We start from the raw sequence: 26,178 nt of genomic DNA, 5'->3' as shown, positions 1-26,178 counted from the left end.
CAAAGGAGTGTTTACATGGTCAAGTCGTTAGCACTGTTGTTGCTGACCGGTACGCTGGCGGCCTGCGGGAGTAACCCGAAGGCCGAAGCCACGCCGGCGCCGAGCGAGTCGCAGAAGGGCTGTTATCAGGCCGACTGGCAGGCCGAAACCAACCCGGTGCTGAATAAGCGCTCGGGGCCGGATGGCCTGGACAAATACGAGACGCAAACCCCGGCCAAGGAACATGGTTGTCCTTGACGGGTCTGACTCTTTAACTCAGGGCTGGCGGCGTGTGCTGTCAGTCGAGGAACACGGATGAAAGGCTTGATCGCCATTGCGGCGTTGGCATTGTTGGGCGGTTGCGCGCAGTTGAACCTGTTTCAGTCTTCTGCCCCGGCGGACAACTGGACCACCTGGACCTGCGACAGCCAGGCCAAAGTGCTGTGGCGCTACGCCGATGCCGGCCAGAAGGAAGTCGATGTTCGACTGGGTGGCGGTGATCAGGTCTATCGCCTGAAAGAAGAACCGGGCGCCTCGGGCACGCTGTACAGCGACGGCATGCTGGCGTTTCACGTCAAGGGAGAGGAAGGCCTGGTGTACTGGGTCGCCACCAATGACCTGATCGGCCGCGGCTGCAAAGCCGAGTAATTGCAACACCGCAGGCCCATTGTAGGAGTGAGCCTGCTCGCGATAGCGGCCTGACAGTCGCTGCAATATTGACTGAAAGATTGCTATCGCGAGCAGGCTCACTCCTACAGGGGTTCTGCGCAGTTCTGAAGAATTGGCTTTATCGAATCACCAGACCGGGCCTCAACCCCCGATCTGCAATCACTTGAATAGCCGCCGCCGCTCCGGCAGGCTGGCACGATTAACGACCCTCAACCGGGAGAGACACACACAATGGCACTTATCAGCATGCGCCAGATGTTGGACCACGCAGCCGAATTCGGCTACGGCGTTCCAGCCTTCAACGTCAACAACCTTGAGCAGATGCGCGCCATCATGGAAGCCGCTGACAAGACTGACTCCCCGGTGATCGTTCAGGCTTCGGCCGGCGCCCGTAAATACGCCGGCGCGCCTTTCCTGCGTCACCTGATCCTCGCCGCGATCGAAGAATTCCCGCACATCCCGGTGTGCATGCACCAGGACCACGGCACCAGTCCTGACGTCTGCCAGCGTTCGATCCAACTGGGCTTCAGCTCGGTGATGATGGACGGCTCGCTGGGCGAAGACGGCAAGACCCCGACCGACTACGACTACAACGTCCGCGTTACCCAACAAACCGTAGCCATGGCTCACGCCTGCGGCGTTTCGGTAGAAGGCGAGCTGGGCTGCCTGGGTTCGCTGGAAACCGGCATGGCCGGTGAAGAAGACGGCATCGGCGCTGAAGGCGTTCTGGATCACAGCCAAATGCTGACCGACCCGGAAGAAGCCGCTGACTTCGTCAAGCGCACCCAAGTCGATGCCCTGGCCATCGCCATCGGCACCAGCCACGGCGCCTACAAGTTCACCAAGCCACCAACCGGTGACGTGCTGGCGATCGACCGCATCAAGGAAATCCACAAACGCATCCCGAACACCCACCTGGTGATGCACGGTTCCTCGTCGGTGCCACAAGAATGGCTGGCGATCATCAACCAGTACGGCGGCGACATCAAAGAAACCTACGGCGTACCGGTTGAAGAAATCGTCGAAGGCATCAAGTACGGCGTGCGCAAAGTCAACATCGACACCGACCTGCGTCTGGCATCCACCGGTGCGATGCGTCGCCTGATGGCCACCAACCCGAGCGAGTTCGACCCACGTAAATTCTTCGGCGCGACTGTTACTGCAATGCGTGACGTGTGTATCGCTCGTTATGAAGCGTTCGGTACTGCCGGTAATGCTTCGAAGATCAAACCGATCTCGCTGGAAGCGATGTATCAGCGTTATCTGAAGGGTGAGTTGAACGCTAAGGTTAACTGAGCCTTCGAGTTGTAGATGCACTAAAAAACCGCCGTCGGGCGGTTTTTTAGTGCATTAGGAATGGTCAACTCAGAATCGACACTCGCTGAGCTGTTTGGATATTTCGCCTACATTAAATTTCCGTCAACTATCAGTCCTGCAGTACCCCCCGACAAGTCCTTATAAAATGGCCATAGCGCAGTGGCCTCGGGGTTGGATTTTTCTTTTTTAAGACCGTTCCACTCCTCGAAGTCTGGACCATCGTTGTTGTATTTAGCCTCGAACGCCCAATTTGCGTCGGATGTTGAAAAGCTCAAATCAGTTTTCTTGGCTGCGTTGTTAAAGTGAAATCCGCCGCTGATGTTTTCCTTGCCAGCAGCGGTGAGAAAAGTACCTGTAAAGCGACCAGCCGATTCATCCATGGTAGTGATTACAAGTTGATGGCCTTTCGGAAACGAGTTGTAAGTACCTTTCATATTTGAATGGGACATTTGAAGCCTCCGCTGTAAATTATTGAATTCAGTTCCTTTGAGTTGTCCCTAAGGAGCCGTTGCTGCGAGAACAGACTAGTTTTCAGCGTTATTCGTTGTCACCTGTAAAAAGTGACAGGTTTTTATATGCTTTTGAAATAATGATCTGTGCAATATGATCTATAGAAAAAGGGGCTTAGTAGAAAAAGGCGACGATTTATTTATCAATGGCAACTAAGGACGTAACACCAAAAGGCCCGCCATCCGTCACCCTTCCAGTTGAGCACAAAACGGGACAGATTTATTAAATCTCCAGGTTACCTCTAGAGCGTTGTGAAATCCGCATTCTCGTGATGTTTTCAATTTCTTCTGTGAAACGCGGACTGCCCGTCAATGGACTAGATAAGTCTGTCCCCTTTTTCCCTTTTATTTGAATAAATCTCTAATCTCTTCAAAGGTTGGCATCGTTGCTGGAACCACCGAGAGTTCGCAGTCCAACGCAGCCAAAACGCGCGCGTAAGCGATCATGCCAACAGAAAGGGTACCTTTCTCCACCGCTATGACTTTGTATCGCGTCAGTCCCGCCAGATCGGAAAGCTGAGCCTGCGTCAGGCCACGATTTATACGTTTTTCACGTAATTGAATGCCCAGACGGGTAATTAAAAAGAGAGTAATCCATGTTGCGCTACCGTAACATTTTGATCTCAATGTGGCGTATGCGGAACATTTAATCTATTTGGCTCAAGAAGCCCGTCGTGAGACGGGCTTCTTTGTGAACGACTACTCCTTTAGTTCAACGTGATCCAGTGCCTGATTTACCGCCAATTCACCGAGCATGACCACTTGCGCAATGCCTAGGGCAGTCTTGCGGTGTGAGGTATCGAGCATGGCGGCGAAGTTGTTGAGCATTTCGCTGGCTGAACCCAGGGTCTCGCTGGCGTTGGCCAGCAGGGATTCGGTGTTGTACTTCGGGTTGGCGAGGTACATGGGCTCGGGTTTATGCGTACTTGCCATGATGAAGGCGGACGGTTTGAGGTAGTGGTCGAGGGCGCGCTCGGCGGCGTCGTTGAGTTTTTTTGAATCGAGGGATTCGTAAGGGGATGCGAGATCTGTTTCTGGCGGGTGTGGCGTTGATCTGATCATGTTTCGTCTCCGGTAAATGGAGCCGACACCGGATCGCTACTAAACGAAGAGGGTGGCAGCTGAACGCAGGTTAGTAGACCGGGGAGACGCGACCGGCGCACCCGAAGGCGCCCTGCGAACAGCTACCATCAAGCGCGGGTTATGCCCGACTGAATGGTGCCAATGCGCATCGCGTAACCACGGGCTACTAAACCCGATCACTGGAAATCAGTGACGCGAATCAAGTTACCGATGGCCCGCCAGGCGCACAAGCCGGCGGATTCTGGCGTAGTGGTAGGCAACGACGCAAGCTGTTGTAGGCATCCGGAAGTAACCGCCGACAGATCTAAACAGCACTGTTTAAAGGTAGGAGCTGCCGAGGGCTGCGATCTTTTGATTTTGTCTTTTCAGAATCAAGAACAAGATCAAAAGATCGCAGCCTTCGGCAGCTCCTACCGTGGGGATTGGGTTATTTGTCGTGATCGATGTCGAGTTTGGAGAAGGTCACTTGGCCACCTTCGCTGGTGTACCCGGTGTTGTCCTGCACATAAACCCCAGCCTTGAAATACAGCGGCTTATTCCGCCACGTCGCACTGATCTGTGAGTCCCACTGATAACCCGCCGCACTGACACCCAACGCACCGCCAGGACTCAGGTGAATAAGGTAGTTGAATTCGCGATCCAGTTTGACCCCGGTGGCGAGGGTGATGACGCGGCTTTCGTCATCATCCGGGTGCATGCGCACTTTGATCACCAGATTGCCGGTTTCTGTTTTTGTCTTGTACTGATATTCAAGTTTGACCATCGGCTTCTGGCTTTCATAAGCATGAATCTGGCCGATGACGATCTTGCCCGAGCTGGGCACTTTGTTGACGGTGAGGGTCGCCCGCAGCAGGTTGTCGGCATCCGGGTAATACCAGTTGCGCAGGCTGCCGTTGCTGTAGGTCTCCCGCAGTTCGGTGCGCGGATAAATGGCGTTTTCGGTTTTTGACCCGGTAACCGGTGACCAGAAGAACAAGGTGCCGGTGTCGGAATGGAAGTACTGATCTTTGAAGCCGTTCACCAGTTTGGAGGTTTCGACGGTGTATGGCGGGCTGCCAACGGGAACGCTGAGGTTCCAGGTTGCGAGATCGATCATGTCGGTTCTTCCACTCAAAATTCACTGCACGTACGTGCCAGAAGCTCTAGCCCGCACGTTTTGGGGCGGCCTTTATAAGCGTAGAGGGATTTTTTGTTAATGCCCGTTTGGCAGATGATTGACGTCAACATCCTGTCGAAATGCCATCTCTGCCGGTTTCCGGGGGCTTCAGCGGTGACCGTTAGTCGGCAAACTCACGCTTTGGTTAAATGATGGCCTGATGACAGCTTCTGCTTTCTTGGATCCAGTACTAGAGTGAAGGCTCAGTATGTGTGCGGTTTTTACCGGAAGCCGACCAAAAGTCCCGACAAGAGAAGCAGCATGGAATGCGCGCAACCCCAGCCAGGCGAAGGCAGCTCTGTCCTTTTGATCGTTGATGATTACCCTGAAAATCTGATCAGCATGCGCGCGTTGCTGCAGCGTCAGGATTGGCACGTCCTCACCGCAGCCTCCGGTTTCGAAGCGCTCAATATTCTGCTCTCGCATGACGTCGATCTGGTTCTGCTGGACGTGCAGATGCCGGGCATGGACGGCTTTGAAGTCGCGCGCCTGATGCGTGGCAGCCAGCGCACGCGCCTGACGCCGATCATCTTTCTGACCGCCAACGAACAATCCCAGGACGCTGTGATCAAGGGCTATGCCAGTGGCGCGGTGGATTACCTGTTCAAGCCGTTCGACCCGCAGATACTCAAGCCCAAAGTGCAGGCGTTGCTGGAACACCAGCGCAATCGCCGGGCCTTGCAGCGCCTGAGTCATGACCTGGAAGTGGCACGCGCCTTCAATGCCTCGGTGCTGGATAACGCCGCCGAAGGCATTCTGGTGGTGGGCGAGGACGGTTTGATCCGCTTTGCCAATCCGGCTATTTCGCGGTTGCTCAACGCCCCGGTGAAGGAACTGGAAGGTAAGGAATTTCTCGACTATCTGCAGAAACCGCATATTCCGCTGTGGGCCGATTCCGAGTTTTATGCCAGCTATAAACGTGGCGAAACATTAAGACTGCACGATGCCTTGCTGCGCACCGCGCCCGGCCAGCAAGTGCCGGTGGCGCTGTCCTGTGCGGCGTTGCCTGCCGAGCAACACGCGATGGTGGTCACCGTGCTGGACATGTCGGTGGTGCGGCACTTGCACCAGCAACTCGAATTCCAGGCGGTGACCGATCCACTGACCGGGTTGCTCAACCGGCGCGGTTTTTACCAGACCGTTGAAAATCTGCTATTGCGTGGTGAGCGCAGTGATAGCAGTTGGGTCTTGCTGTATCTGGACCTTGATGGCTTCAAACGGGTCAACGACTCACTCGGTCACGATGCCGGCGATCGCGTGTTGCGCTGGGTTTCCGAGCAATTGAAAGCCTGTCTGCGACCGTTCGACATTCTGGCGCGCATGGGCGGCGATGAATTTACCGCGCTGCTGGATTTGGAGTTCCCCGAGCAAGCGGCGAAGATTGCCGAGAAACTCATCGAGCGGGTGTCAATCTGTCAGCAGATCGAGGGGTTGGACATCGCCCTCGGCGCCAGCATCGGCATCGCCACTTACCCGGACTGCGGCTCGAACCTCGACGGATTGCTGCGTGCTTCCGACATCGCCATGTACGAGGCCAAACGTGCCGGACGTCAGCAATATCGTTTCTACGATCATGAAATGAATGGCCGGGCGCGCTCGCGGTTGATGCTCGAAGAGAGCGTGCGTGCCGCCATCGAGAATCGCGATTTCAATCTGGTCTATCAACCGCAAGTGGCTATCGACACGGGCCAGATTCGTGGCTTTGAAGCGTTGTTGCGCTGGCAGCACCCGAGTGTCGGCGATGTGCCGCCGGGGTTGTTCTTGCCGCTGCTGGAAGAGGCGCGGCTGATCAGTCGCCTCGGCAGCTGGATTTATCATCGTGGCGCCGGCCAGCGCAAAGCCTGGGAAACCCTGTTTGCCGAAGATCTGGTGCTTGGCGTGAGTTTGAGCAACACCCAGTTCAGTCTGCCGAATCTGGTCACCGAGTTGCGTCAGGTGATGGAGCGACACGCCTTGCAGCCTCGGCAACTGGAGGTCGAAGTCACCGAAGAAGCGCTGATGCAAAACCCCGACGAAACCCGCAAACAGCTGCGTTTGCTGCGCAATCTTGGGGTGCGCGTGGCGCTGGATGACTTCGGTTCCGGGCCGTGTTCGCTGGCGCATCTGCGCGATCTGGAACTCGATACGCTGAAAATTGATCGCCATCTCATCGCGCGATTGCCGGACTCCAAACGCGACGCCTCGCTGGTCAGCACGGTCATCAGTCTGTGCAAGCAATACGGTTTGCTGGTGATCGCCGAGGGTGTGGAAACCATCGAGCAATACCAATGGCTGCAAGCCCATGGCTGTGAGTACGTGCAAGGTTTCCTCGTCGCGCGGCCGCTGATGGCCGAGGACGCGGTCAGCTTCGCCGAGCCGTTTGACTGGAGCGCACTGCCCGGTTGAATTCGCTACACTGGCGCACCTTTTCGAACCGTGTCGCTCGTCCATGACTGTGTTGAAGTACCTCCAGGCCTATCCCGCGCAATTACAGGATCAGGTGCGTCAACTGATTGCCGAAGGGCGTCTGGGTGATTACCTGAATCAACGCTATTCGGGGCGCCACGACGTGCAGAGCGACAAGGCTTTGTACAGCTACGCGCTGGACCTGAAGCAGGAATACCTGCGCAACGCCCCGGCCATCGACAAGGTGCTGTTCGACAACCGCCTTGACCTGACCCACCGCGCACTGGGTCTGCACACCACGGTGTCGCGAGTGCAGGGCGGCAAGCTCAAGGCCAAGAAAGAGATTCGTATCGCCTCGTTGTTCAAGGAGGCCGCGCCGGACTTTCTGAAAATGATCGTCGTGCATGAACTGGCGCACTTCAAGGAATCGGATCACAACAAGGCGTTCTATAAATTGTGCGAGCACATGCTGCCGGGGTATCACCAGGTCGAGTTTGATCTGCGTGTGTATCTGACGTGGCGCGATATGCAGGCTTAACAGTACGCAACCAGGAAGGTGTGGATGGACGTCAGCAAGACCAAAAGCAGTTTCTACCGTCGCTTATATGTGGCGTACCTGATCGACAGCGGTCTGGCGCCGAGTGTACCGACGCTGACCGACGTGACCGGCATGCCCCGGCGCACGGCGCAGGACACGATTGCCGCGTTGGCCGATCTGGATATCGTTTGTGAGTTCGAGCAGGAAGAGGGCGCGCGCAATCACGCCGGGCGCTATCGGATTCGCGAGTGGGGAGCGATTGATCGTGGGTGGATCGAGCGTAATTTGCGGCAGATCAAGGCAGTTCTGGAGTATCCCTGAAAAAGAGCCCCTCACCCAGCCCTCTCCCGGAGGGAGAGGGCGCCGATTGGGGGATATTGGAGAGATACGCCGACCTGAACGAATTGCTGTGAATCCATAATCGACGCGGTTTTTCAGGTCGATGTCTGACGCAAGACAACTCGGTCAGTCCCCTCTCCCACTGGGAGAGGGCTAGGGTGAGGGCTGTTCAGGCCCGACGCATCCCAATGTGTGGAATGTCATCCTCCAGATACTCTTCACCCGCCACAACAAACCCGTACCGACCGTAATACCCCTGCAAATGCGCCTGCGCTGACAGATAGATCGGCACCTGCGGCCAATGCTTCTCCGCCTGTTTCAACGCCTGCTCCATCATTTCGTGCCCCAGCCCTTTGCCGCGCCCTTGCGGTGCGGTAATCACGCGGCCGATCACCACGTCACCCCCCTGGGATTCCGGATCCAGCAGGCGCAGGTACGCCATCAACTGGTCATCCTCCCACCCCATCAGATGGTAGGTGTCGCCTTCCAGATCCTGGCCATCGAGGTCCGGATAGGCGCATTTCTGCTCGACGACGAACACGTCCGAGCGCAGCTTCAACAGCGCGTATAGCTGTTCCTTGCCCAGATCACTGTGATGTTTGCAGACCCATTCGATTGTCATTTGCCGATTCCTTGAACGTGTCGCCCGATACTAAGCGCCCACGGCAAAGATGTCTGTATGGCGTAAGAGTCTGTGACAAAGGTCAAAATGCCATCATTCCTTTCTCGCAGCCTCGGTGACTTTGTGTAATCTGCTGGAGAGCCCTGTGCACTGGCTGCAATGAGCTAATGTTAGGGCCTGGGTTTTGCCGGTAAGGGGCCTTGGGGTTTTGGCTGAAAACATGCTGGGCAACTCGCCCGCTAAGGATTTTCAAGCATGCCGCGTTTGCATCGAGCCGTTGCTTTGACCGGATTGCTCTTGCTGGCTCAGACCGCTGCAGCGGAGAAGCTGCGGCTGGTGTTTGATATCTGGCCACCCTTTACCGACGACACGCTAGTCAACGGCGGTCTGGCTACCGACATTGTCACCACCGCACTCGCCCGGGCCGGCTATGCCAGCGGTTATGAGCAGGTGCCGTGGGCGCGGGCGCTGCTTGGCGTCGGCGAGGGCCGCTACGATGTGTTGGTCAACGCCTGGTACAACGACGAACGCACCAGGTTCGGCCAGTTCTCCGGGGAATACCTGCTCAACCGCATTCGCTTTCTCAAGCGCAAAGACACGCCACTCGACTATTCCAATCTGCAGCAACTGCACACCTATCCGATTGCGGTGGTGCGCGGCTACGCCTATTCGGCGCCGTTCGATGCCGACACGGCGTTGCAGAAAGTCCCTGTGCATAACTTCGCCATGGCCGTGCGCATGCTCGCGGCAGATCGGGTCAAGTTGACGCTGGAGGATGAATATGTGGCGAAGTATTACCTGGCGCGGGAATCCGCCAAGGTGCGCGATTCGGTGGAGTTTTTACCCAAGCCGTTGAGTGAGAACAGCCTGCATATATTGGTGAGCCTGAAGAATCCGCAGCATGAGCAGATTGTCGCGGGGTTTGATAAGGCGATTGCGGCGATGAAGGCGGATGGGAGTTATGACAAGTTGTTGAGGCAGCATGGGATGTGAGTTTCTGATTTCAGAGTTGCGTTGTTGCTGATGGCCTCATCGCTGGCAAGTCGAATCGTCGCACCGCAGCTCCCACAGGTTTTGCGGTGTACACAAATCCTGTGGGAGCTGGCTTGCCAGCGATGAGGCCCGCCAAGGCAACTCAAACTTCGGCGGTGTCCTTGATCAGATGCGCCGCCAACGTCCGCAGCGGCCCCAACTGCCTGCAAATCAACGCCAGTTGCGTCTGCACCAGCCGCTGCCCCTCATCGATCTCATCGGCCATCTGCTCCAGCTCATTGGCCAGCGCTTCTTCTTCATCACTCTGAATCGCCACCGGCTGCTTGTTGGCCAGCCCTTGGGCGATTTCATCAATACTCGTCGCCAGTTTCACCCCGGCGCCTTCGATCAAATGCTCGCGCACATCCGCCGGCAACTGCGTCTCGCGATGCGCGCCCAGCCCTGACAGATAACTCAGCAAGGTGTGCGACAGCACCAGAAAGCGGAAGCCGACATCGGCTTCCTTACGGAAATGCCCCGGCTCCATGAGCATGTTCGCCAGCGTTGTCGACAGCGCCGCATCGGCGTTGTGCGCGTTGCGGCGGGCCAGCCGATAGGCGAGGTCATCACTCTTGCCGGCGGCGTATTGCTGCATGATCTGGCGCAGGTAGATGCTGTTGCAGGTCAGGGTGTTGGCCAGCACTTTGTTAAGGCGTCGGCCCTGCCAGTCCGGCAGGAACAGGAACACCGTCAGACCGGCAATCAGGCTGCCAAGCAAGGTATCGAACAACCGTGGCAGGAACAGTCCGTAACCGTCACCGACCTGATTGAAGCAGAACAGCACCATGATGGTGATCGCCGCTGTCGCCAGGGTGTAGCGGGTGGTGCGGTTGGTAAAGAACACCACGCCGGCAGCGATGGCGAAACACGACTGCACCAACGGGCTCGGGAACAGATCGAACAGCGCCCACGCCACGGTCAGGCCGATGGCGGTACCGAAAATCCGCTGACCGAGTTTGCGCCGCGTCGCGCCGTAGTTCGGCTGGCAGACGAACAGCGTGGTGAGGATGATCCAGTAACCCTGCGACGGGTGAATCAAATGCACCATGCCGTAACCGATACTCAGCGCCAATGGCAGGCGCAGGGCATGCCGGAACAGCAGAGACGTCGGCGTCAGTTGCGTGCGCAGGCGCACCCAGACGTCTTTGAGGTTGCGCGGTGAGCGGTCGAGCAGGCTGCTGTCAGTCGCATCGGCCAAGGCGTCGGGGTTGCTCGCGTCGCTAAGCAAGCGGTCGAGGGTGCCGAGGTTGGCCGCCAGGGCGCGCAGCGAACGCAGCAATCCGCGCCAGGCCGGATTGCTCTGGATGCGCAGGTGTTCGAGGGAGGCGTCGAGGTCGCTGAGGGCTTCGGCGAAACTCGCGTCATAAATAAATGGCTGGCGCATCTGGATCGATTCGGCCAGAGCGCGGCAGGCCTTGCCTTGCTGGCGCAACAGGCGTTGGCAGCGGAACAGCACGTCGCTGTGGAAGAACGCTTCGGCCAGTGCGTTGTACGGATAGTGCGAAGAACTCGCGCGTTCGTGGATGTCCTGAGCGAGGAAGTACAGCTTCAGATAACGGCTGACTTTCGAGCCGGGGCGTCCATTGCCGACGCGGTGCAGAATGATTTCCTTGGCACTGTTCAGCGCCGCCACCACGCGACCGTTTTGCTGGGCCAGTTCCAGCCGCCGGGCTTCGACGTCCATCTGCCGGATCGGCTCGAACAGCGAAGATTTCAGCTTCAGGTAAAACCCCAGTTCGCGGAACAGTCGCGCCAGACTCTGCTGCACCGGCTGGTTGGAAAACATTGCCTGCCACAACACCGAGAGCAAGCCGTACCACGCCGCACCGGCCACCAGCAGCATCGGTTCGTGCCAGAAATCGGTGACCGCACCGCCGCGCTGATCAACGCCGATCATCGTGTATACCGACAGAATCAACGTCGCCGAGGCAATCGCACCATAGCGCTCGCCGAGCGCCCCGAGCATGGTCAGGCCGAAACTGGCCAGCGCCAAAGCAATGGCAAACACAATGGGGTAAGGGAAGAGCAATTCCACCGACAGCGCGGCGATGCTGAAACACACCAGTGTCACGGCGAGGGCGTTGAGGCGGCCCTGCCAACTGTCGTCGGTTTCGGCCAGGGCGCTGGCGATAATCCCCAGGAACAACGGGATCAGCAGGCCCATTTCATCCTGATACCAACACAGCGCCATGCTGCCGGTCAGGGCGATGAACACCCGCACGCTGTAGCTGAATTTATCCAGCGCCCACAGGCGCCGCAAAGACTGACGAAACGAGGTCGAGGACATGAAGTGCGAAGGCCTTCCGAGGCGATGCCGCTAAATTGAGCCAGTAATGACGCCGACGCAATGGCGCCGATCACATCTGACAGCAAAAAGTGTTCCTTTGAGATCTTGTGTAGAACTAAATCTTGAATTGGGCACGGAACCCTGTGGGAGCTGGCTTGCCAGCGATGGCTGCATGACAGTCAACAATGATGTTGGATCTGCCGGCCTCATCGCTGGCAAGCCAGCTCCCACAGGTTTTTGTATTTAGCTTTGAATTAAGCGTACTGCGCGGCAGCGTAGCCGGAGGCCCAGGCCCACTGAAAGTTGAAACCGCCCAGATGCCCGGTCACGTCGAGCACTTCGCCGATGAAATACAGGCCAGGGCTTTTCAGTGATTCCATGGTCTTGGACGACACCTCGCGGGTATCGACGCCACCGAGCGTTACCTCGGCCGTGCGATAACCTTCGGTCCCCGCCGGCACCACTTTCCAGCTGCCCAGCTTGTCGGCGATTTCCGCCAGTTCCGCGTGGGTGTACTGCTTCATCGGCTTGGACACGAACCAGTTGTCCGCCAGTAGATTGGCCATCTTCTTGGTGAAAATCTCACCGAGCAGGGTTTTCAATTCACTGTTCGGACGCTCGGCCACTTGCTGCTGCAGCCAGCTCGCCGCGTCGTGATCCGGCAGCAGGTTGATCTCAACCGTGTCGCCGGATTCCCAGAACGATGAAATCTGCAAAATCGCCGGGCCACTGAGGCCACGGTGAGTGAACAGAATATTCTCGCGAAAGCTCTGATCGTTGCAGCTCACCAGACAATCCACCGAAGTGCCGGACAGCTCGGTGCACAGTTCCTTGAGCTGATCGGTGATGGTGAACGGCACCAGCCCGGCGCGGGTCGGCAGCAGTTCATGGCCGAACTGTTTGGCCACTTGATAACCGAAACCGGTGGCGCCCAGCGTCGGGATCGACAGACCGCCGGTGGCGATCACCAGCGACTGGCACTGGATCTGGCCCAGTGTGGTGTCGAGCAGGTAACCGCTTTCGATCTTCTCGATGGTCTGGATTGAGGTGTCCAGATGCAGCTCCACACCGACCTGATCGCACTCGGTCAGGAGCATTTCGAGGATGTCGCTGGATTTGTTATCGCAGAACAACTGGCCGAGTTTCTTCTCGTGGTACGGCACGGCGTGTTTGCCGACCATGCCGATGAAATCCCACTGGGTGTAGCGCGCCAGTGCCGATTTGCAGAAGTGCGGGTTCTGCGAGAGGAAATTGCTCGGTTCGGTGTACATGTTGGTGAAATTGCAGCGACCACCGCCCGACATCAGGATTTTCTTGCCGGCCTTGTTCGCGTGGTCGAGCAGCAACACCTGACGCCCGCGTCCGGCAGCGGTCAGTGCACACATCAACCCAGCGGCGCCAGCGCCAATGATCACGACTTCGGTAGAGCGCAAAACGGTGTCCTCACACAATGATCGTTCCCACGCTCTGCGTGGGAATGCCGCCATGGACGCTCTGCGTCCGTTGTTATGTGACGCGGAGCGTCACGGGATGCATTCCCACGCAGAGCGTGGGAACGATCAGGTCAGAGGATGCGGACGCGCAGCGAACGGCCCTTGATCTTGCCGTCGTTCAAACGCTGCAAGGCTTGCATGGCCACGGTGCGGTCCACGGCTACATAAGCCTGGAAGTCGAAAATCGCGATCTTGCCAACCTGCGCACCCGGAATACCGGCATCGCCAGTCAGTGCGCCCAGAATGTCGCCCGGGCGAACCTTGTCTTTACGGCCCGCGCCGATGCACAGCGTGGTCATCGGCGGTTGCAGCGGGGCGAGGCCCTGGGACTTGAGGTTATCGACCTGATCCCAGTTCAGCGGCGACTTCTGCAGCTGCTCGATGGCTTGCGCGCGATGCGCTTCGCCCGGTGCAACCAGGCTGATCGCGATGCCTTTTTCGCCAGCGCGACCGGTACGGCCGACGCGGTGAATGTGGATTTCCGAGTCGCGGGCCAGTTCGACGTTGATCACCATGTCCAGCGCATCGATGTCCAGACCACGGGCGGCGACGTCGGTGGCAACCAGTACCGAGGTACTGCGGTTGGCGAACATCGCCAGCACCTGATCGCGGTCACGCTGTTCCAGATCGCCGTGCAGGCCGACGGCGGAAATGCCCTTGGCGGTCAGGTGATCAACGGTTTCCTGCACTTGCTGCTTGGTGAAGCAGAACGCCACGCACGATGCCGGGCGGAAGTGGTGCAGGACTTTGGTCACCACGCTCATGCGATCTTCCGGGGAAATCTCGTAGAAACGCTGCTCGATCTGCGTGTCATCGTGGAACGCTTCGGCTTTCACCGTTTGCGGATCACGCATGAACTTCGACGCCAGTTGCTTGATGCCCACCGGGTACGTCGCGGAGAACAGCAGGGTCTGACGACGTTCCGGGGTCTTGACGATGATGTCTTCGATGGCGTCGTAGAAACCCATGTCGAGCATGCGGTCGGCTTCGTCGAGAATCAGCGTATTCAGGCCATCGAGCACCAGCGAACCTTTGCGCAAGTGCTGCTGGATACGCCCCGGGGTGCCGACGATGATGTGCGCGCCGTGTTCCAGCGAAGCGATCTGCGGGCCGAAGGACACGCCGCCGCACAGGGTCAGGACTTTGATGTTGTCTTCGGCACGGGCCAGACGACGGATTTCCTTGGCGACCTGGTCGGCCAGCTCACGCGTCGGGCAGATCACCAGCGCTTGGCAACCGAAATAGCGCGGGTTGATCGGGTTGAGCAGGCCGATGCCGAACGCGGCGGTCTTGCCGCTGCCGGTCTTGGCCTGGGCGATCAGGTCCATCCCCTTGAGGATCACCGGCAAGCTCTGCGCCTGGATCGGCGTCATCTGGGCATAACCGAGGGATTCGAGGTTAGCCAGCATGGCAGCGGACAGCGGCAGAGTATTAAAAGCGGTGGCGATGGTGGTCACGGGACTGGCCTGCAAAACAAAATGTCGCGCAGTGTAGCAGCCCCGTGCCACTTTCTTCGAAAGTTCTGGACGAACAGTGGTTAATGTTCGATGTGTTCTTCCGGACGTTTGGCGCGGCGCCCGTCTTCTTTCGACAGTTGCGAGAAGATCGTCGCGGCCAGCATCGCCATGATGCCGACGGTGACGAAGGTCAGCTGGAACGCACCCAGCACGGTTTCCACGCCATCGTTACCGATCTCTGCGGTAAACCCACCGAGCAAAGCACCGGCGCACGCCACCCCCAGGCTCAACGATAATTGCGCCACCACCGACAGCAAGCTGTTGCCGCTACTGGCGCTCGCATCGTCGAGATCGATCAGCGTCACCGTGTTCATCGCGGTGAATTGCAGCGAGTTGATCGCGCCGAGAATCGCCAGCAGACACAGTAGCAACCAGTACGGCGTCTGCTCGCTGACCAGGCCCATGCTCGCCAGCATGATCCCCAGTGCCAGGGTGTTGCCGGTGAGCACGATGCGATAACCGAGCCGCTCAATCAGCGGCCGTGCCATCCACTTGGCAAACATTGCCGCCGCCGCCAGTGGCAGCATGCTCATCCCCGCTTGCGACGGTGAATAGCCCAGCGCCACTTGCAGCAGCAACGGCACCAGAAATGGCAATGCGCCGCTGCCCAGGCGGGCAAAGAGGTTGCCGAGAATGCCGACGGCAAACGTGCGGGTCTTGAACAGCGATGGCGCGAACAGCGGGTTTTCGATGTGCCCGGCGCGCAACCAGTACGCCGCCAGACACGCCAGACCGGCGAACAGCAGCAACATCACCCGCAGATGCGGCAAGTGCAGTTCGCCAAGGCCTTCCATGGCGATGGTGATCAGGATCATCGCCGCGCCGAACAGCAGGAAACCCAGGCTATCGAAACGCGTGCGCTCGGTGCCGCGCAGGTCGGGAATGAATTTCCACACCGCGTAGCAACCAATCACGCCGACCGGCAGGTTGATCAGGAAAATCCAGTGCCACGTCAGGTACTCGACCATCCAGCCGCCCATGGTCGGGCCGATCAGCGGACCGAGCAGGCCGGGGATGGTGATGAAGCCCATGATCCGCACCAGTTCGGATCGCGGATAGGCGCGCAGTACGACGAGTCGCCCGACCGGTAGCATCAGCGCACCGCCCAGGCCCTGAATCACTCGGGCGCCGACCAGCATGCTCAGACTGCTCGACAAGGCGCAGAGCAGCGAGCCGAAGCTGAACAACAAGATCGCGCCGAAGAAGATTTTCTTGGTGCCGAAACGGTCGGCGATCCAGCCCGAAGCCGGAATCAGCAAGGCCACGGTGAGCATGTAGGCGATGATCACGCCCTGCATACGCAAGGGATCTTCGGCCAGATCGCGAGCCATGGCGGGCAGGGCGGTATTGAGAATGGTCCCGTCGAGGGACTGCATGAAGAACGCAATGGCGACGACCCACGGCAACCAGCGGGCGGTGATGGCGTCGAGAGGCGGGCGGTTGGGCATGGAACCTCTTGTCGTTGGAGTTAATGCATATCCATGATCGTTCCCACGCTCTGCGTGGGAATGCCTCCACGGACGCTCCGCGTCCGCTTTTGGCTGGGACGCAGAGCGTCCCCTGCTGCATTCCCACGCAGAGCGTGGGAATGCTCGCCGTCAGAGGGTCAGAGTCAAACGGCTGACCAGCGCCCCCGGCAGCAACGCCGACGAAGTATTGCGCTGGCTGTACGTACTCGCTGACAGCAGCAACTCGCGCTCGGCGGTCAACGCTTCCAGCTGCGAACCGAGCAGGCTGTAAGCGCTATCGTCGAAGCGCATGGTGCTGACCGGCGCCTGGATCTCGCCGTTCTCGACCCAGAAGGTCGCGAAACGGGTCATGCCGGTCATGCGCGCCGCCGGTTGATCCGAGAAGTTCAGGTACCACAGGTTGCTGATGTACAGCCCGGTACCCAATTGCTTGAGGATCTCTGCTTGCGCCAGATCACCCGCCGCCATGTTCAACGCGCTTGGCATTTCACCGCCACCGGCGCCGTTGGCGGTCAGGCCATATTCCGCTGCACTGCGCGAGCCGACAAGTTGATCGCCAGCCTTGCCTTCAACGATCAGGCGCAAATCACTGCGCGGATACCCCTCGCCGGAAAACGCCGGGCTCAGCGATTCGCTGACTTTCTCATCCAGCGACAGCAGTGGACTGAACGCCTGATCGCCGACATACAGCTTCTGCAACGGGCTGCTCTTACTGGCGATCGACTGCGCCGAGAAACCGCCCCAGCTCAGCATGCCCATGATTTCTTCCAGCGCCGCCGGTGCCAGATACGCGCGGTACTGCCCCGGCGCCAAGGTGCGCAGTGGGCGGCCGAGAAACTCCAGTTGCTCGCGAGCCTGGCCGAAGCGCTTGGCGAAGCCTTCGCTGCTCCAGTCATGCCCGGCGTAGCTGGCTTTCACCGCTTCACCGTTCTCGTGGAACAGGCTGAAATCGAAGTTGAAGCTGTTCGCCTGATGCCAGCCAAACGCCCCCGCTGAACTGGCGAAACCACGACTGATCGGGCCGGCCGCATAGAAGCCCACCAGATCCAGACCTTCAGCGGCAGCGCAGATTTCATCGACAACCTGCTCGGTGTCCGGCAGCGGATGCTCCTGCACATTTTTGCTCTGCCAGCCGTTGTGGTTGAGCAACAGGTACGGATCCTGCGGCAGCAGCGGCAGGGTTTCGCGCAGTTGTTGCAGACCTTCGGCGAGGCGTCGCAGATCGCCTTCCTGATCACCGGACAGGGTGACCTGCAGGTCGGCGTGGCGACCGTCGTTGATCAGTTTCAGAACGATATTGGCCTGCTGCACTTGCCCGGCCTGACGCACCTTGGCGTGATTGAAACGCACGAACGCCGAGGATTCGGCGGCAAAGCTGAGGGTGAACTGTTCCGGCTCGCGCACGCTGTCGCGCAGCCACTCGACCATGACCTTGAAGGCGTCGGACTGACTCTTCGAAATGCTCATCAGGCGTCTCCCCCAAACACATCAACGTTGCTGAATACGCAGGCCGGCGAAGCGTGGCCGACGCGGATCACCTGGTTCGGTTCGCCCTTGCCGCAGTTCGGCGTGCCCAGCACCTTGACGGTGTTGGCATCGCCGACGGCGCGCAGGCTTTTCCAGAAGTGCGCGGAAATCGCCCGATAGTTCGGGTTTTTCACCACACCTTTGAGTTCACCGTTTTCGATCAACTGGCCCCATTCGCAGCCGAACTGGAATTTGTTGCGCGCATCGTCGATCGACCATGAGCGGTTGGTGCTCATCAGGATGCCGTTCTCGATGCCTTCGATCAGTTTGTTCAGAGGCTGATCGCCCGGTTCGATATTGAGGTTGGCCATGCGGTCGATCGGCGGCCGGTTCCAGCCGCAGGCGCGGCTGTTGGCAACGCCATCGAGACCGGCGCGGAACTGCGACAGCGCACCGCCCAGCGGGCGCAACAACAGGCCATCGCGGATCAGGAATTGTTTGCTGGCCTTGCTGCCGTCGTCGTCATGACCGTAGCTGGCGAGTTCTTCGGGAATGCCCGGATCGAAGGTCACGTTGAGCAGCTTGGAGCCGTATTGCAGGCTGCCGAAGTCGCTGGCCTTGACGAAACTGGTGCCGGCGTAATTGCGCTCGTCGCCGAGGATGCGGTCGAGTTCCAGCGGGTGGCCGATGGATTCGTGGATTTGCAGCATCATTTGATCCGGCATCAACAGCAGGTCGCGCGGGCCTTGCGGGGTGTTCGGCGCGAGCAGCAGTTGCAAGGCCTGATCGGCGACTTGCGGGCCGGCGCCGATCAGGCCGCAGCGGCTGATCACGTCAGCGCCGCCCTGTTGGCCGAAGTTCTCGCGGCCGAGGCTACGGGTCTGGCTGTCGTTACCGTCGTAGGCGGTGACGTCGAGGCCTGGATAGACGAAGCGTTGGGCCTGGCGCAATTCAGCCCCGGCGCTGCTCAGGTAAATCTGTTCGACGTGGGTAATGCCAATGCTCACCTGCCAGTTCACCAGGCGCTCATCCTTTGGCACCGAGGCGGATTCCGCGCCGAGCAGCTCAAAACATTCGCTCAGGGACGGGAAGGCTTGGTCGAGATTGGGTGAAAAGTAATCAGCGCGATCGCTGGACACCGGCTGATCGCGCAGGTCGAGCAAGGCGTGCGGCTTGAGGCGACGGGCTTGCTGCTCGGCGCGTTCGAGGGCGGCTTGCAGACCTTGTTGCGACAGGTCATTGGTCGCGGCATAGGTTTCAACGCCGTTGACGCGAACGGTGAGCATCGCGCCTTCGTCGCGGCTCAGGCTCGGCGGCTCGGCGACATTCTTGCGCACCGACAGATATTGCCCGGACTCGCGTACATACCGCAGGGAAAAAAACTCAGCGCCCGTGCGCAAGGCAGCAAAGCGCTGCTTGAGCTGGGGGTGGAAATCGAACATTCGGGAACCTCCTTGTCAGGGGGAAGCGGTAGAGCAGCGGCGGGGAGGGGGTGAAACGGTTGCGCGAGGTCTAGAGTAGGCCTGCGTGGGGGTAGGATCAAGTGAAGAGGGGGTGTAGGGGGATTTACTGTGCGAGGCAGGAGATCGTTCCCACGCTCTGCGTGGGAACGCCGCCATGGACGCTCTGCGTCCGCTGTGTGACGCAGAGCGTCACGGGATGCATTCCCACGCAGAGCGTGGGAACGATCACTTCAGGCTACTGCGCAGCCGGGGTGATATCACGCATCGGTTTGCCCTTCACCGGCGCATCACCCGCGACGTAGTACGGCGCGGTGCTGCGCGGCAGCGGCTGGCGGCCACGGATCTTGTCGGCGATTTTCTCGGCGATCATGATCGTTGGCGCGTTGAGGTTGCCAGTGGTGATGATCGGCATGATCGAGGCATCGACCACACGCAGGCTCTGCATGCCGTGCACGCGACCTTCGCCATCCACTACAGCCATCTCGTCGGTGCCCATCTTGCACGAGCAGGACGGGTGGAACGCGGTTTCGGCGTGCTCGCGGATGAACTTGTCCAGCTGCTCATCGGTTTGCACTTCAATGCCCGGGCTGATTTCACGGCCACGGAAAGCGTCGAGTGCCGGCTGCTGCATGATTTCGCGGGTCAGGCGGATGCCGTCACGGAATTCCTGCCAGTCCTGTTCGGTAGCCATGTAGTTGAACAGGATGCTCGGGTGCTGGCGCGGGTCTTTCGACTTGGCCTGGATGCGACCACGGCTTGGCGAGCGCATGGAACCCATGTGCGCCTGGAAACCGTGCTCTTTCACACCGTTGCTGCCGTTGTAGTTAATCGCTACCGGCAGGAAGTGGTACTGGATGTTCGGCCATTCGAATTCCGGACGCGAACGGATGAAACCGCCGGCTTCGAACTGGTTGCTGGCGCCGATGCCGGTGCCGTTGAACAGCCACTCGGCACCGATGGCTGGCTGGTTGTACCAGAGCAGCGACGGGTACAGCGAAACCGGCTGAGTGCACGCGTATTGCAGGTACAGCTCAAGGTGATCCTGCAGGTTTTCACCGACGCCCGGCAGGTCGTGAACGACCGGGATGTCGAGGGATTTCAGCAGTTCGGCAGGACCGACACCGGAACGCTGCAGAATCTGCGGCGAAGCGATGGCGCCGGAGCACAGCAGGACTTCTTTGCGCGCTTTGGCTTCAACGCGTTCTTCCGCATCGCCGACCAGGTAACGCACACCGACGGCACGCTTGCCTTCAAACAGAATCTTGTCGGTCAGGGCGTGGGTGACGATGGTCAGGGTCGAGCGCTTTTTAGCGGTGTCGAGATAACCACGGGCGGTGGATGCACGACGGCCGTTCGGCGTCACGGTGCGGTCCATCGGGCCGAAGCCTTCCTGCTGGTAACCGTTGAGGTCTTCGGTGCGCGGGTAACCGGCCTGCACGCCTGCTTCAACCATGGCGTGGAACAGCGGGTTATTGCCCGCCTTCGGCGTGGTCACGCTGACCGGACCTTCGCCACCGTGGTAGTCGTTCGGGCCGATGTCGCGGGTTTCCGCTTTGCGGAAGTACGGCAGGCAGTCGAGGTACGACCAGTTTTCCAGGCCTGGCAGTTTCGCCCAGCCGTCGTAGTCCATAGCGTTACCACGGATGTAGCACATGCCGTTGATCAGCGAAGAACCGCCGAGGCCTTTGCCGCGACCGCATTCCATGCGGCGACCGTCCATGTGTGGCTCTGGATCGGTTTCGTAGGCCCAGTTGTAGCGACGACCTTGCAGCGGGAATGCCAGGGCAGCGGGCATTTGCGTGCGGAAGTCGAGACGGTAGTCAGGGCCGCCGGCTTCGAGCAGCAGAACGGTGACGCCTTCGTCTTCAGTCAGACGGGTCGCCAGGGTGTTACCGGCCGAGCCGGCACCGATGATGATGTAATCGAATTCTTGGGACATTGAATGCACCCTCTTTAGATGTGGTCAGGTCTGACCTCGGCGAGTGCTGCGCACTCGAATCGCTGGCAAGTCAGCTCCCACAAAGATTGGGGGCTGCCACAGATTTGATGGACGACCCCAAACCTGTGGGAGCTGGCTTGCCAGCGAAGAGGCCTTCGCGGGCAATGCAAATCTCGGGTTAGAACACCGAAACGTAATCGCCCAGCTCGACCTGTACCGATTTGATGCGGGTGAAGTTGTTCAGCGAGCTGATGCCGTTTTCACGACCAACACCCGACTGCTTGTAACCGCCGACCGGCATTTTTGCGTCGGACTCGCCCCAGGCGTTGATCCAGCAGATACCGGCTTCCAGTTGATGAATCACGCGGTGTGCGCGGTTCAGGTCTTTGGTGACGATACCGGCGGCCAAACCGAAGTCGGTGTCGTTGGCGCGGCGGATCACTTCTTCTTCGGTCTCGTAGGAGAGGATCGCCATCACTGGGCCAAAGATTTCTTCACGAACGATGGTCATGTCGTCGGTGCAATCGGTGAACACGGTAGGTGCCACGAACGCGCCTTTGGCGAATTCGCCGTCGGTCAGACGGTCGCCGCCGCACAGCACGCGGGCGCCTTGTTCTTTACCTTTGGCGATGTAGCCCAGCACGCTTTCCATGTGCGCGAAGCTGACCAGTGGGCCGAAGTTGGTGTTTTCGTCTTCCGGGTTGCCGACGCGGATGCGTGCAACGCGCTCAACGATCTTGGCTTCGAAAGCGGCTTTCAGGTGCGCCGGAACGAACACGCGAGTGCCGTTGGTGCAGACCTGACCGGAGCTGTAGAAGTTGGCCATCATCGCGGTGTCGGCAGCGCGATCGAGATCGGCGTCGTCGCAGATGATCAGCGGGGATTTGCCGCCCAGTTCCATGGTTACGTCTTTCAGCGACGAAGCCGAAGCGCTGGCCATAACCTTCTTGCCGGTGTCGGTGCCGCCGGTGAAGGAGATTTTTTCGATGCGCGGGTGCTCGGTCAGCCAGGTGCCGACTTCACGGCCGCTGCCGGTCAGGACGTTGAACACACCGTTTGGAACGCCGGCTTCGGTGTAGATCTCGGCCAGTTTCAGGGTGGTCAGCGAGGTCACTTCGCTTGGCTTGAAGATCATCGCGTTACCAGCGGCCAGCGCTGGAGCGGATTTCCACAGGGCGATCTGGATCGGGTAGTTCCACGCGCCGATACCGGCGACAACGCCCAGCGGCTCGCGACGGGTGTAGACGAAAGAAGTGTCGCGCAGCGGGATCTGCTCGCCTTCGATCGCTGGCACCAGGCCTGCATAGTATTCCAGCACATCAGCGCCGGTAACGATGTCGACGTACTTGGTTTCGGAGAAGGATTTGCCGGTGTCCAGGGTTTCCAGCGCGGCCAGTTCATCGTTGCGCTCGCGCAGGATGTCGACGGCACGACGCAGAATGCGCGAACGCTCCATGGCGGTCATCGCAGCCCAGATTTTCTGGCCCTTTTCAGCGCTGACCACGGCGCGCTCGACGTCTTCCTTGGTCGCACGTTGCACCAGTGCGAGGACTTCACCGTTAGCCGGGTTGATGGCTTCGAAGGTGGCATCGCTGCCGGCGTCGGAGTACGCGCCATCGATGTAAAGTTTTTGCAGTTCGAAACGGGCCATAGTGTCCTCGCAAGTGCATTGGTGGTTGGCGTTGACCACCGCGGTGAGGCTGCGGTGGCGTTCAGGGGCCGAGCGTTTTCTGTGTGCTCTAGCTCACCTTCTTGGCCAATTGGAAATCCATGTATTCGTAAGCGATCTGTTGCGCCTGCGCGGTATCGAAAGCGTCTCCCGACAGCGCGCCGCGCAACCACAAGCCGTCAATCAACGCTGCCAGCCCCCGCGCTGCGCTGCGCGCATCTTCGAGCGGCAGCACACGGCGGAACTGGCAGCACAGGTTGGAATACAGACGGTGATCGTTGATCCGCTGCAACCTGTGCAAAGACGGCTGGTGCATGCTGGTGGCCCAAAAGGCCAGCCAGGTTTTCATTGCCGGGCCATTGACCTGGCTGGCGTCGAAGTTGCCTTCGATGATCACCTGCAGATGCGCCCGTGGGCTGTCATCTGCCAGCGCCTGCCGGCGCGCGGTGACGCTCTCGCTGAGGGCGGTCATCAGATACCGCATCGTGGCGGCAATCAGGCCGTTCTTGTCCTGAAAGTAATGACTGATGATGCCATTCGAGACACCGGCCAAACGGGCGATCAGCGCAATGCTGGCGTCCCCCATTCCGACCTGATCGACCGCCTGCAAAGTGGCTTCGATCAGTTGTTGGCGGCGGATGGGTTGCATACCGACCTTGGGCATCTTGCACATCTCCTTAGGCCTTCCGAGCGGCGAATCACGCCTATCGGATTAGCGGCCAGTCTATTTTGTTTTGATTGAACGTTCAATCAACAAAGAATAAGATCTGCGACAAATCGTCGCTGCCTACAGATTTTTCCTACGTGTAAGTGGCGATAAAACCGACATCCGAAAAAGCTCGAAACCTGCGTGGGGCATGGCGCGGTTCGCGATTCGATGGACGTGTTGAAAGGGCAAGACGCTCACGGCCAGGTTTCGGATGAACGTCCGTCCACCTTCGGCCACGAAAGCGATTCGCAGCGCCATTTCGGCAGGTTCGGGCATTTTTCGGGGTGTCTTTATATCACCCGCCGGTCGGCTGCCAACTAACCGATTGGTCGGGTTCCGTGTTGCCTTGTGTTCTTCTCTCGCACTGCCTGGAGCATTTGTGCCATGAGTTCTGCCTCGCTTATAAAGACCCCGCCCGAGAAGGTGACGGTCAACGGTTGGGTGTTCTACACCTCTACCGCGCTGATTCTGTTGTTGACCGCCATTCTGATTATCGCCCCGCAAGAGGCCGGCAGACTGTTGGGTATCGCTCAGGCCTGGTTGTCGCGCAGCTTCGGCTGGTACTACATGGTGGTCATCGCCGCCTACCTGGTGTTTGTGGTGGGCCTGGCATTTTCCTCGTACGGCAAACTCAAACTGGGCAGCAAGGACGACACCCCGGATTTCAGTTACGGAGCCTGGGCGGGGATGCTGTTCTCGTCGGGTATCGGTATTTCGCTGCTGTACTTCGGCGCGTCCGAGCCACTGGATCACTACTTCAATCCGCCAGAAGGCGCATCGGCCACCAACATGGCCGCGCGTCAGGCGGTGCAACTGACCTTCCTGCACTGGGGCCTGCACGGCTGGGCGATCTACGCACTGGTCGGTCTGGCCGTGGCGTACTTTGCTTACCGGCATAACCAGCCGCTGGCCCTGCGTTCGGCGCTGTATCCGCTGGTGGGCGAGCGTTGGGTCAAGGGCGCGGCCGGTCACGCGGTGGACGGCTTCGGCATGTTCGTGACCCTGCTGGGTCTGGTGACCAACCTGGGGATTGGTTCGCTGCAAGTGTCGTCGGGCCTGGAAAACCTGTTCGGCATGGAGCACAGCAACACTAACCTGTTGATCGTGATCATCGTGATGAGCACCGTGGCGACCATCGCTGCCGTGTCCGGCGTGGAAAACGGCATCCGTCGTCTGTCCAACCTGAACATCGTACTGTTCAGCGGTCTGCTGATTTTCGTGCTGTTGTTTGGCCCGACTTTGCACCTGCTCAACGGCTTCGTGCAGAACATCGGCGACTACCTCAATGGCATCGTACTGAAAACCTTCGACCTTTATGTGTACGAAGGCGACAACGCCAAGTCCGAGCGCTGGATGGGCCTGTGGACCCTGTTCTACTGGGCCTGGTGGATTTCCTGGGCGCCATTCGTAGGCATGTTCATCGCGCGTATTTCCCGTGGTCGTACCGTGCGTGAACTGGTCGCCGGCGTGCTGCTGATTCCGCTGGGCTTCACCTTGGCCTGGCTGTCGATCTTCGGTAACTCGGCGCTGGATCTGGTGATGAACCAGGGGGCTGTGGAGCTTGGCAAGACGGCACTGGAACAGCCGTCGATGGCGATTTATCAGTTGCTTGAACACTACCCGGCGTCGAAAGTCGTTATCGGTGTGTCGATTTTTGTTGGCTTCGTACTGTTCCTGACCCCAGCTGACTCCGGCGCGGTGATGATGGCGAATCTGTCCTGCAAGGGCGGCAACGTCGATGAAGATGCGCCGCACTGGCTGCGGATCTTCTGGTCGGTGGTGATCACCCTGGTGACCATTGGTCTGCTGTTTGCCGGTAACTTCGAAGCCATGCAAACCATGGTGGTGCTGGCGGGTCTGCCGTTCTCGGTGGTGCTGGTGTTCTTCATGTTCGGCCTGCACAAGGCCATGCGTCAGGACGTGCAGATCGAACAGGAGCAGGCGCAGCTGGCGGAGCGCGGTCGTCGTGGTTTCAGCGAGCGTCTGACGCAACTGGACCTGCAACCGAGCCAATCGGTGGTGCAGCGTTTCATGGATAAGCAGGTCAGCCCGGCGCTGGAAGATGCCACCGCGCAGATGCGTGCGCAGGGTCTGGAAGTGCAGACGCTGCTGGGTAAATCCAAGCGCTGCATGGGCGTGCGCGTCGAGATGGAAGAGGGCAACCCTTTCGTTTACGAAGTGAGCCTGGATGGCTATCTGGCGACCCCGACCGAATCGGCGCAGTCCGATGAAGCGCGTCAGCGTTACTACCGCGCTGAAGTGTATCTGCACAACGGCAGCCAGGATTACGACCTGATGGGCTTCACGCAGGATCAGATCACACGCGATGTGCTCGATCAGTTTGAAAGCCATCGGCAGCTCCTTGGCCGGGTGTACAGCTAAACCGCTAAAACAAAAGGGGCTCGATTGAGCCCCTTTTGCATGATCGTTCCCCCGCTCAGCAAAGGAATGTCTCAATGGACGCTCCGCGTCCGCTGTTGTGGGACGCGGAGCGTCCCGGGCTGCATTACCACGCGGAGCGTGGGAACGATCAGGG

Annotated in this window: 21 protein-coding genes and 1 pseudogene; 8 read left to right on the top strand and 14 right to left on the bottom strand. The window is 59.2% G+C overall.

What is annotated here, in order from left to right:
• The first annotated feature begins 15 nt into the window (after nucleotides 1–15).
• From ACOYXH_RS23305 to fba, 3 genes are all read left to right on the top strand, one after another.
• On the top strand, nucleotides 16–237 hold the full coding sequence (locus ACOYXH_RS23305) for a hypothetical protein (RefSeq protein ID WP_007913756.1): 222 nt from the start codon (nucleotides 16–18) through the stop codon (nucleotides 235–237).
• Nucleotides 238–294: 57 nt separating this feature from the next.
• Complete coding sequence (locus ACOYXH_RS23300) at nucleotides 295–627, top strand: MliC family protein (RefSeq protein ID WP_008081029.1); 333 nt, start codon at nucleotides 295–297, stop codon at nucleotides 625–627.
• Between the two features lie 252 nt (nucleotides 628–879).
• Entirely contained in the window at nucleotides 880–1,944 is a 1,065-nt protein-coding gene (gene fba, locus ACOYXH_RS23295) for a class II fructose-bisphosphate aldolase (protein ID WP_007913760.1), read from the top strand.
• Between the two features lie 107 nt (nucleotides 1,945–2,051).
• Here the strand turns inward: fba and ACOYXH_RS23290 are convergent, their stop codons facing one another.
• The 4 genes and pseudogenes from ACOYXH_RS23290 to ACOYXH_RS23275 form a co-directional block, all read right to left on the bottom strand.
• Nucleotides 2,052–2,414, bottom strand: a complete 363-nt coding sequence (locus ACOYXH_RS23290) for a hypothetical protein (RefSeq protein WP_095126244.1) — start codon at nucleotides 2,412–2,414, stop codon at nucleotides 2,052–2,054.
• A gap of 405 nt (nucleotides 2,415–2,819) precedes the next feature.
• Nucleotides 2,820–3,072: pseudogene (locus ACOYXH_RS23285) on the bottom strand (helix-turn-helix domain-containing protein).
• 101 nt (nucleotides 3,073–3,173) lie between these two features.
• Nucleotides 3,174–3,536 carry a DUF6124 family protein gene (locus tag ACOYXH_RS23280; protein ID WP_095050239.1) on the bottom strand — a complete coding sequence of 121 codons (363 nt, stop codon included), beginning with the start codon at nucleotides 3,534–3,536 and terminating at the stop codon, nucleotides 3,174–3,176.
• A 448-nt stretch (nucleotides 3,537–3,984) separates the two neighbouring features.
• The gene (locus ACOYXH_RS23275; protein WP_258708925.1) at nucleotides 3,985–4,653 is read right to left on the bottom strand and encodes a polysaccharide lyase family 7 protein; all 669 of its coding nucleotides are present in this window, start codon (nucleotides 4,651–4,653) and stop codon (nucleotides 3,985–3,987) included.
• A gap of 321 nt (nucleotides 4,654–4,974) precedes the next feature.
• Between ACOYXH_RS23275 and ACOYXH_RS23270 the strand changes: the two genes are divergently transcribed.
• The 3 genes from ACOYXH_RS23270 to ACOYXH_RS23260 are packed head-to-tail and all read left to right on the top strand — an operon-like array spanning nucleotide 4,975 to nucleotide 7,957.
• A complete protein-coding gene (locus tag ACOYXH_RS23270) occupies nucleotides 4,975–7,098 on the top strand; it encodes a putative bifunctional diguanylate cyclase/phosphodiesterase (RefSeq protein WP_460066291.1) in 2,124 nt (707 codons plus the stop codon).
• Nucleotides 7,099–7,141: 43 nt separating this feature from the next.
• Entirely contained in the window at nucleotides 7,142–7,636 is a 495-nt protein-coding gene (locus ACOYXH_RS23265) for a M48 metallopeptidase family protein (protein ID WP_095050242.1), read from the top strand.
• Nucleotides 7,637–7,660: 24 nt separating this feature from the next.
• Nucleotides 7,661–7,957: a winged helix-turn-helix domain-containing protein gene (locus ACOYXH_RS23260; RefSeq protein WP_008081019.1), complete on the top strand. Its 297-nt coding sequence runs from the start codon at nucleotides 7,661–7,663 to the stop codon at nucleotides 7,955–7,957.
• Between the two features lie 187 nt (nucleotides 7,958–8,144).
• Here the strand turns inward: ACOYXH_RS23260 and ACOYXH_RS23255 are convergent, their stop codons facing one another.
• The gene (locus ACOYXH_RS23255; protein WP_034153611.1) at nucleotides 8,145–8,597 is read right to left on the bottom strand and encodes a GNAT family N-acetyltransferase; all 453 of its coding nucleotides are present in this window, start codon (nucleotides 8,595–8,597) and stop codon (nucleotides 8,145–8,147) included.
• A gap of 255 nt (nucleotides 8,598–8,852) precedes the next feature.
• Between ACOYXH_RS23255 and ACOYXH_RS23250 the strand changes: the two genes are divergently transcribed.
• Nucleotides 8,853–9,590, top strand: a complete 738-nt coding sequence (locus tag ACOYXH_RS23250; RefSeq protein ID WP_095050243.1) for a substrate-binding periplasmic protein — start codon at nucleotides 8,853–8,855, stop codon at nucleotides 9,588–9,590.
• A 142-nt stretch (nucleotides 9,591–9,732) separates the two neighbouring features.
• Here the strand turns inward: ACOYXH_RS23250 and yccS are convergent, their stop codons facing one another.
• The 9 genes from yccS to betI all read right to left on the bottom strand — a co-directional run bounded on the left by yccS (nucleotide 9,733) and on the right by betI (nucleotide 23,597).
• Nucleotides 9,733–11,916, bottom strand: a complete 2,184-nt coding sequence (yccS, locus tag ACOYXH_RS23245; protein WP_095050244.1) for a YccS family putative transporter — start codon at nucleotides 11,914–11,916, stop codon at nucleotides 9,733–9,735.
• Nucleotides 11,917–12,170: 254 nt separating this feature from the next.
• Nucleotides 12,171–13,349, bottom strand: a complete 1,179-nt coding sequence (locus tag ACOYXH_RS23240) for a BaiN/RdsA family NAD(P)/FAD-dependent oxidoreductase (protein WP_095050245.1) — start codon at nucleotides 13,347–13,349, stop codon at nucleotides 12,171–12,173.
• Between the two features lie 131 nt (nucleotides 13,350–13,480).
• A complete protein-coding gene (dbpA, locus tag ACOYXH_RS23235) occupies nucleotides 13,481–14,866 on the bottom strand; it encodes an ATP-dependent RNA helicase DbpA (RefSeq protein WP_008085781.1) in 1,386 nt (461 codons plus the stop codon).
• Between the two features lie 80 nt (nucleotides 14,867–14,946).
• Nucleotides 14,947–16,374, bottom strand: a complete 1,428-nt coding sequence (mdtD, locus tag ACOYXH_RS23230) for a multidrug transporter subunit MdtD (RefSeq protein WP_093429880.1) — start codon at nucleotides 16,372–16,374, stop codon at nucleotides 14,947–14,949.
• Nucleotides 16,375–16,524: 150 nt separating this feature from the next.
• On the bottom strand, nucleotides 16,525–17,862 hold the full coding sequence (locus ACOYXH_RS23225) for a TldD/PmbA family protein (RefSeq protein WP_095126240.1): 1,338 nt from the start codon (nucleotides 17,860–17,862) through the stop codon (nucleotides 16,525–16,527).
• Nucleotides 17,862–19,304: a TldD/PmbA family protein gene (locus ACOYXH_RS23220; protein ID WP_449123685.1), complete on the bottom strand. Its 1,443-nt coding sequence runs from the start codon at nucleotides 19,302–19,304 to the stop codon at nucleotides 17,862–17,864. The genes ACOYXH_RS23225 and ACOYXH_RS23220 overlap by 1 nt, the downstream gene beginning before the upstream one ends.
• A 256-nt stretch (nucleotides 19,305–19,560) precedes the next feature.
• Nucleotides 19,561–21,264, bottom strand: a complete 1,704-nt coding sequence (gene betA, locus ACOYXH_RS23215; protein ID WP_320413592.1) for a choline dehydrogenase — start codon at nucleotides 21,262–21,264, stop codon at nucleotides 19,561–19,563.
• A gap of 178 nt (nucleotides 21,265–21,442) precedes the next feature.
• Nucleotides 21,443–22,915, bottom strand: a complete 1,473-nt coding sequence (betB, locus tag ACOYXH_RS23210; protein ID WP_077574839.1) for a betaine-aldehyde dehydrogenase — start codon at nucleotides 22,913–22,915, stop codon at nucleotides 21,443–21,445.
• Nucleotides 22,916–23,003: 88 nt separating this feature from the next.
• On the bottom strand, nucleotides 23,004–23,597 hold the full coding sequence (gene betI / locus ACOYXH_RS23205; protein WP_008085771.1) for a transcriptional regulator BetI: 594 nt from the start codon (nucleotides 23,595–23,597) through the stop codon (nucleotides 23,004–23,006).
• A 429-nt stretch (nucleotides 23,598–24,026) separates the two neighbouring features.
• Here betI and betT point away from each other — a divergent pair, with 429 nt between their 5' ends.
• Entirely contained in the window at nucleotides 24,027–26,024 is a 1,998-nt protein-coding gene (gene betT / locus ACOYXH_RS23200) for a choline BCCT transporter BetT (RefSeq protein WP_095050249.1), read from the top strand.
• Nucleotides 26,025–26,178: the final 154 nt, after the last annotated feature.

This window comes from Pseudomonas sp. Mb7 (assembly GCF_054790525.1).
Note: the sequence above shows the minus strand (reverse complement) of the source record. Positions and strands in the feature narration are given on the sequence as shown.

What these genes read in the sequence shown, in the direction of transcription:
- ACOYXH_RS23305 (WP_007913756.1), top strand. Translation starts at nt 16, where the DNA reads ATGGTCAAGTCGTTAGCACTGTTGTTGCTGACCGGTACGCTGGCGGCC.
- ACOYXH_RS23300 (WP_008081029.1), top strand. Translation starts at nt 295, where the DNA reads ATGAAAGGCTTGATCGCCATTGCGGCGTTGGCATTGTTGGGCGGTTGC.
- fba (WP_007913760.1), top strand. Translation starts at nt 880, where the DNA reads ATGGCACTTATCAGCATGCGCCAGATGTTGGACCACGCAGCCGAATTC.
- ACOYXH_RS23290 (WP_095126244.1), bottom strand. Translation starts at nt 2,414, where the DNA reads ATGTCCCATTCAAATATGAAAGGTACTTACAACTCGTTTCCGAAAGGC.
- ACOYXH_RS23280 (WP_095050239.1), bottom strand. Translation starts at nt 3,536, where the DNA reads ATGATCAGATCAACGCCACACCCGCCAGAAACAGATCTCGCATCCCCT.
- ACOYXH_RS23275 (WP_258708925.1), bottom strand. Translation starts at nt 4,653, where the DNA reads ATGATCGATCTCGCAACCTGGAACCTCAGCGTTCCCGTTGGCAGCCCG.
- ACOYXH_RS23270 (WP_460066291.1), top strand. Translation starts at nt 4,975, where the DNA reads ATGGAATGCGCGCAACCCCAGCCAGGCGAAGGCAGCTCTGTCCTTTTG.
- ACOYXH_RS23265 (WP_095050242.1), top strand. Translation starts at nt 7,142, where the DNA reads ATGACTGTGTTGAAGTACCTCCAGGCCTATCCCGCGCAATTACAGGAT.
- ACOYXH_RS23260 (WP_008081019.1), top strand. Translation starts at nt 7,661, where the DNA reads ATGGACGTCAGCAAGACCAAAAGCAGTTTCTACCGTCGCTTATATGTG.
- ACOYXH_RS23255 (WP_034153611.1), bottom strand. Translation starts at nt 8,597, where the DNA reads ATGACAATCGAATGGGTCTGCAAACATCACAGTGATCTGGGCAAGGAA.
- ACOYXH_RS23250 (WP_095050243.1), top strand. Translation starts at nt 8,853, where the DNA reads ATGCCGCGTTTGCATCGAGCCGTTGCTTTGACCGGATTGCTCTTGCTG.
- yccS (WP_095050244.1), bottom strand. Translation starts at nt 11,916, where the DNA reads ATGTCCTCGACCTCGTTTCGTCAGTCTTTGCGGCGCCTGTGGGCGCTG.
- mdtD (WP_093429880.1), bottom strand. Translation starts at nt 16,374, where the DNA reads ATGCCCAACCGCCCGCCTCTCGACGCCATCACCGCCCGCTGGTTGCCG.
- ACOYXH_RS23225 (WP_095126240.1), bottom strand. Translation starts at nt 17,862, where the DNA reads ATGAGCATTTCGAAGAGTCAGTCCGACGCCTTCAAGGTCATGGTCGAG.
- ACOYXH_RS23220 (WP_449123685.1), bottom strand. Translation starts at nt 19,304, where the DNA reads ATGTTCGATTTCCACCCCCAGCTCAAGCAGCGCTTTGCTGCCTTGCGC.
- betA (WP_320413592.1), bottom strand. Translation starts at nt 21,264, where the DNA reads ATGTCCCAAGAATTCGATTACATCATCATCGGTGCCGGCTCGGCCGGT.
- betB (WP_077574839.1), bottom strand. Translation starts at nt 22,915, where the DNA reads ATGGCCCGTTTCGAACTGCAAAAACTTTACATCGATGGCGCGTACTCC.
- betI (WP_008085771.1), bottom strand. Translation starts at nt 23,597, where the DNA reads ATGCCCAAGGTCGGTATGCAACCCATCCGCCGCCAACAACTGATCGAA.
- betT (WP_095050249.1), top strand. Translation starts at nt 24,027, where the DNA reads ATGAGTTCTGCCTCGCTTATAAAGACCCCGCCCGAGAAGGTGACGGTC.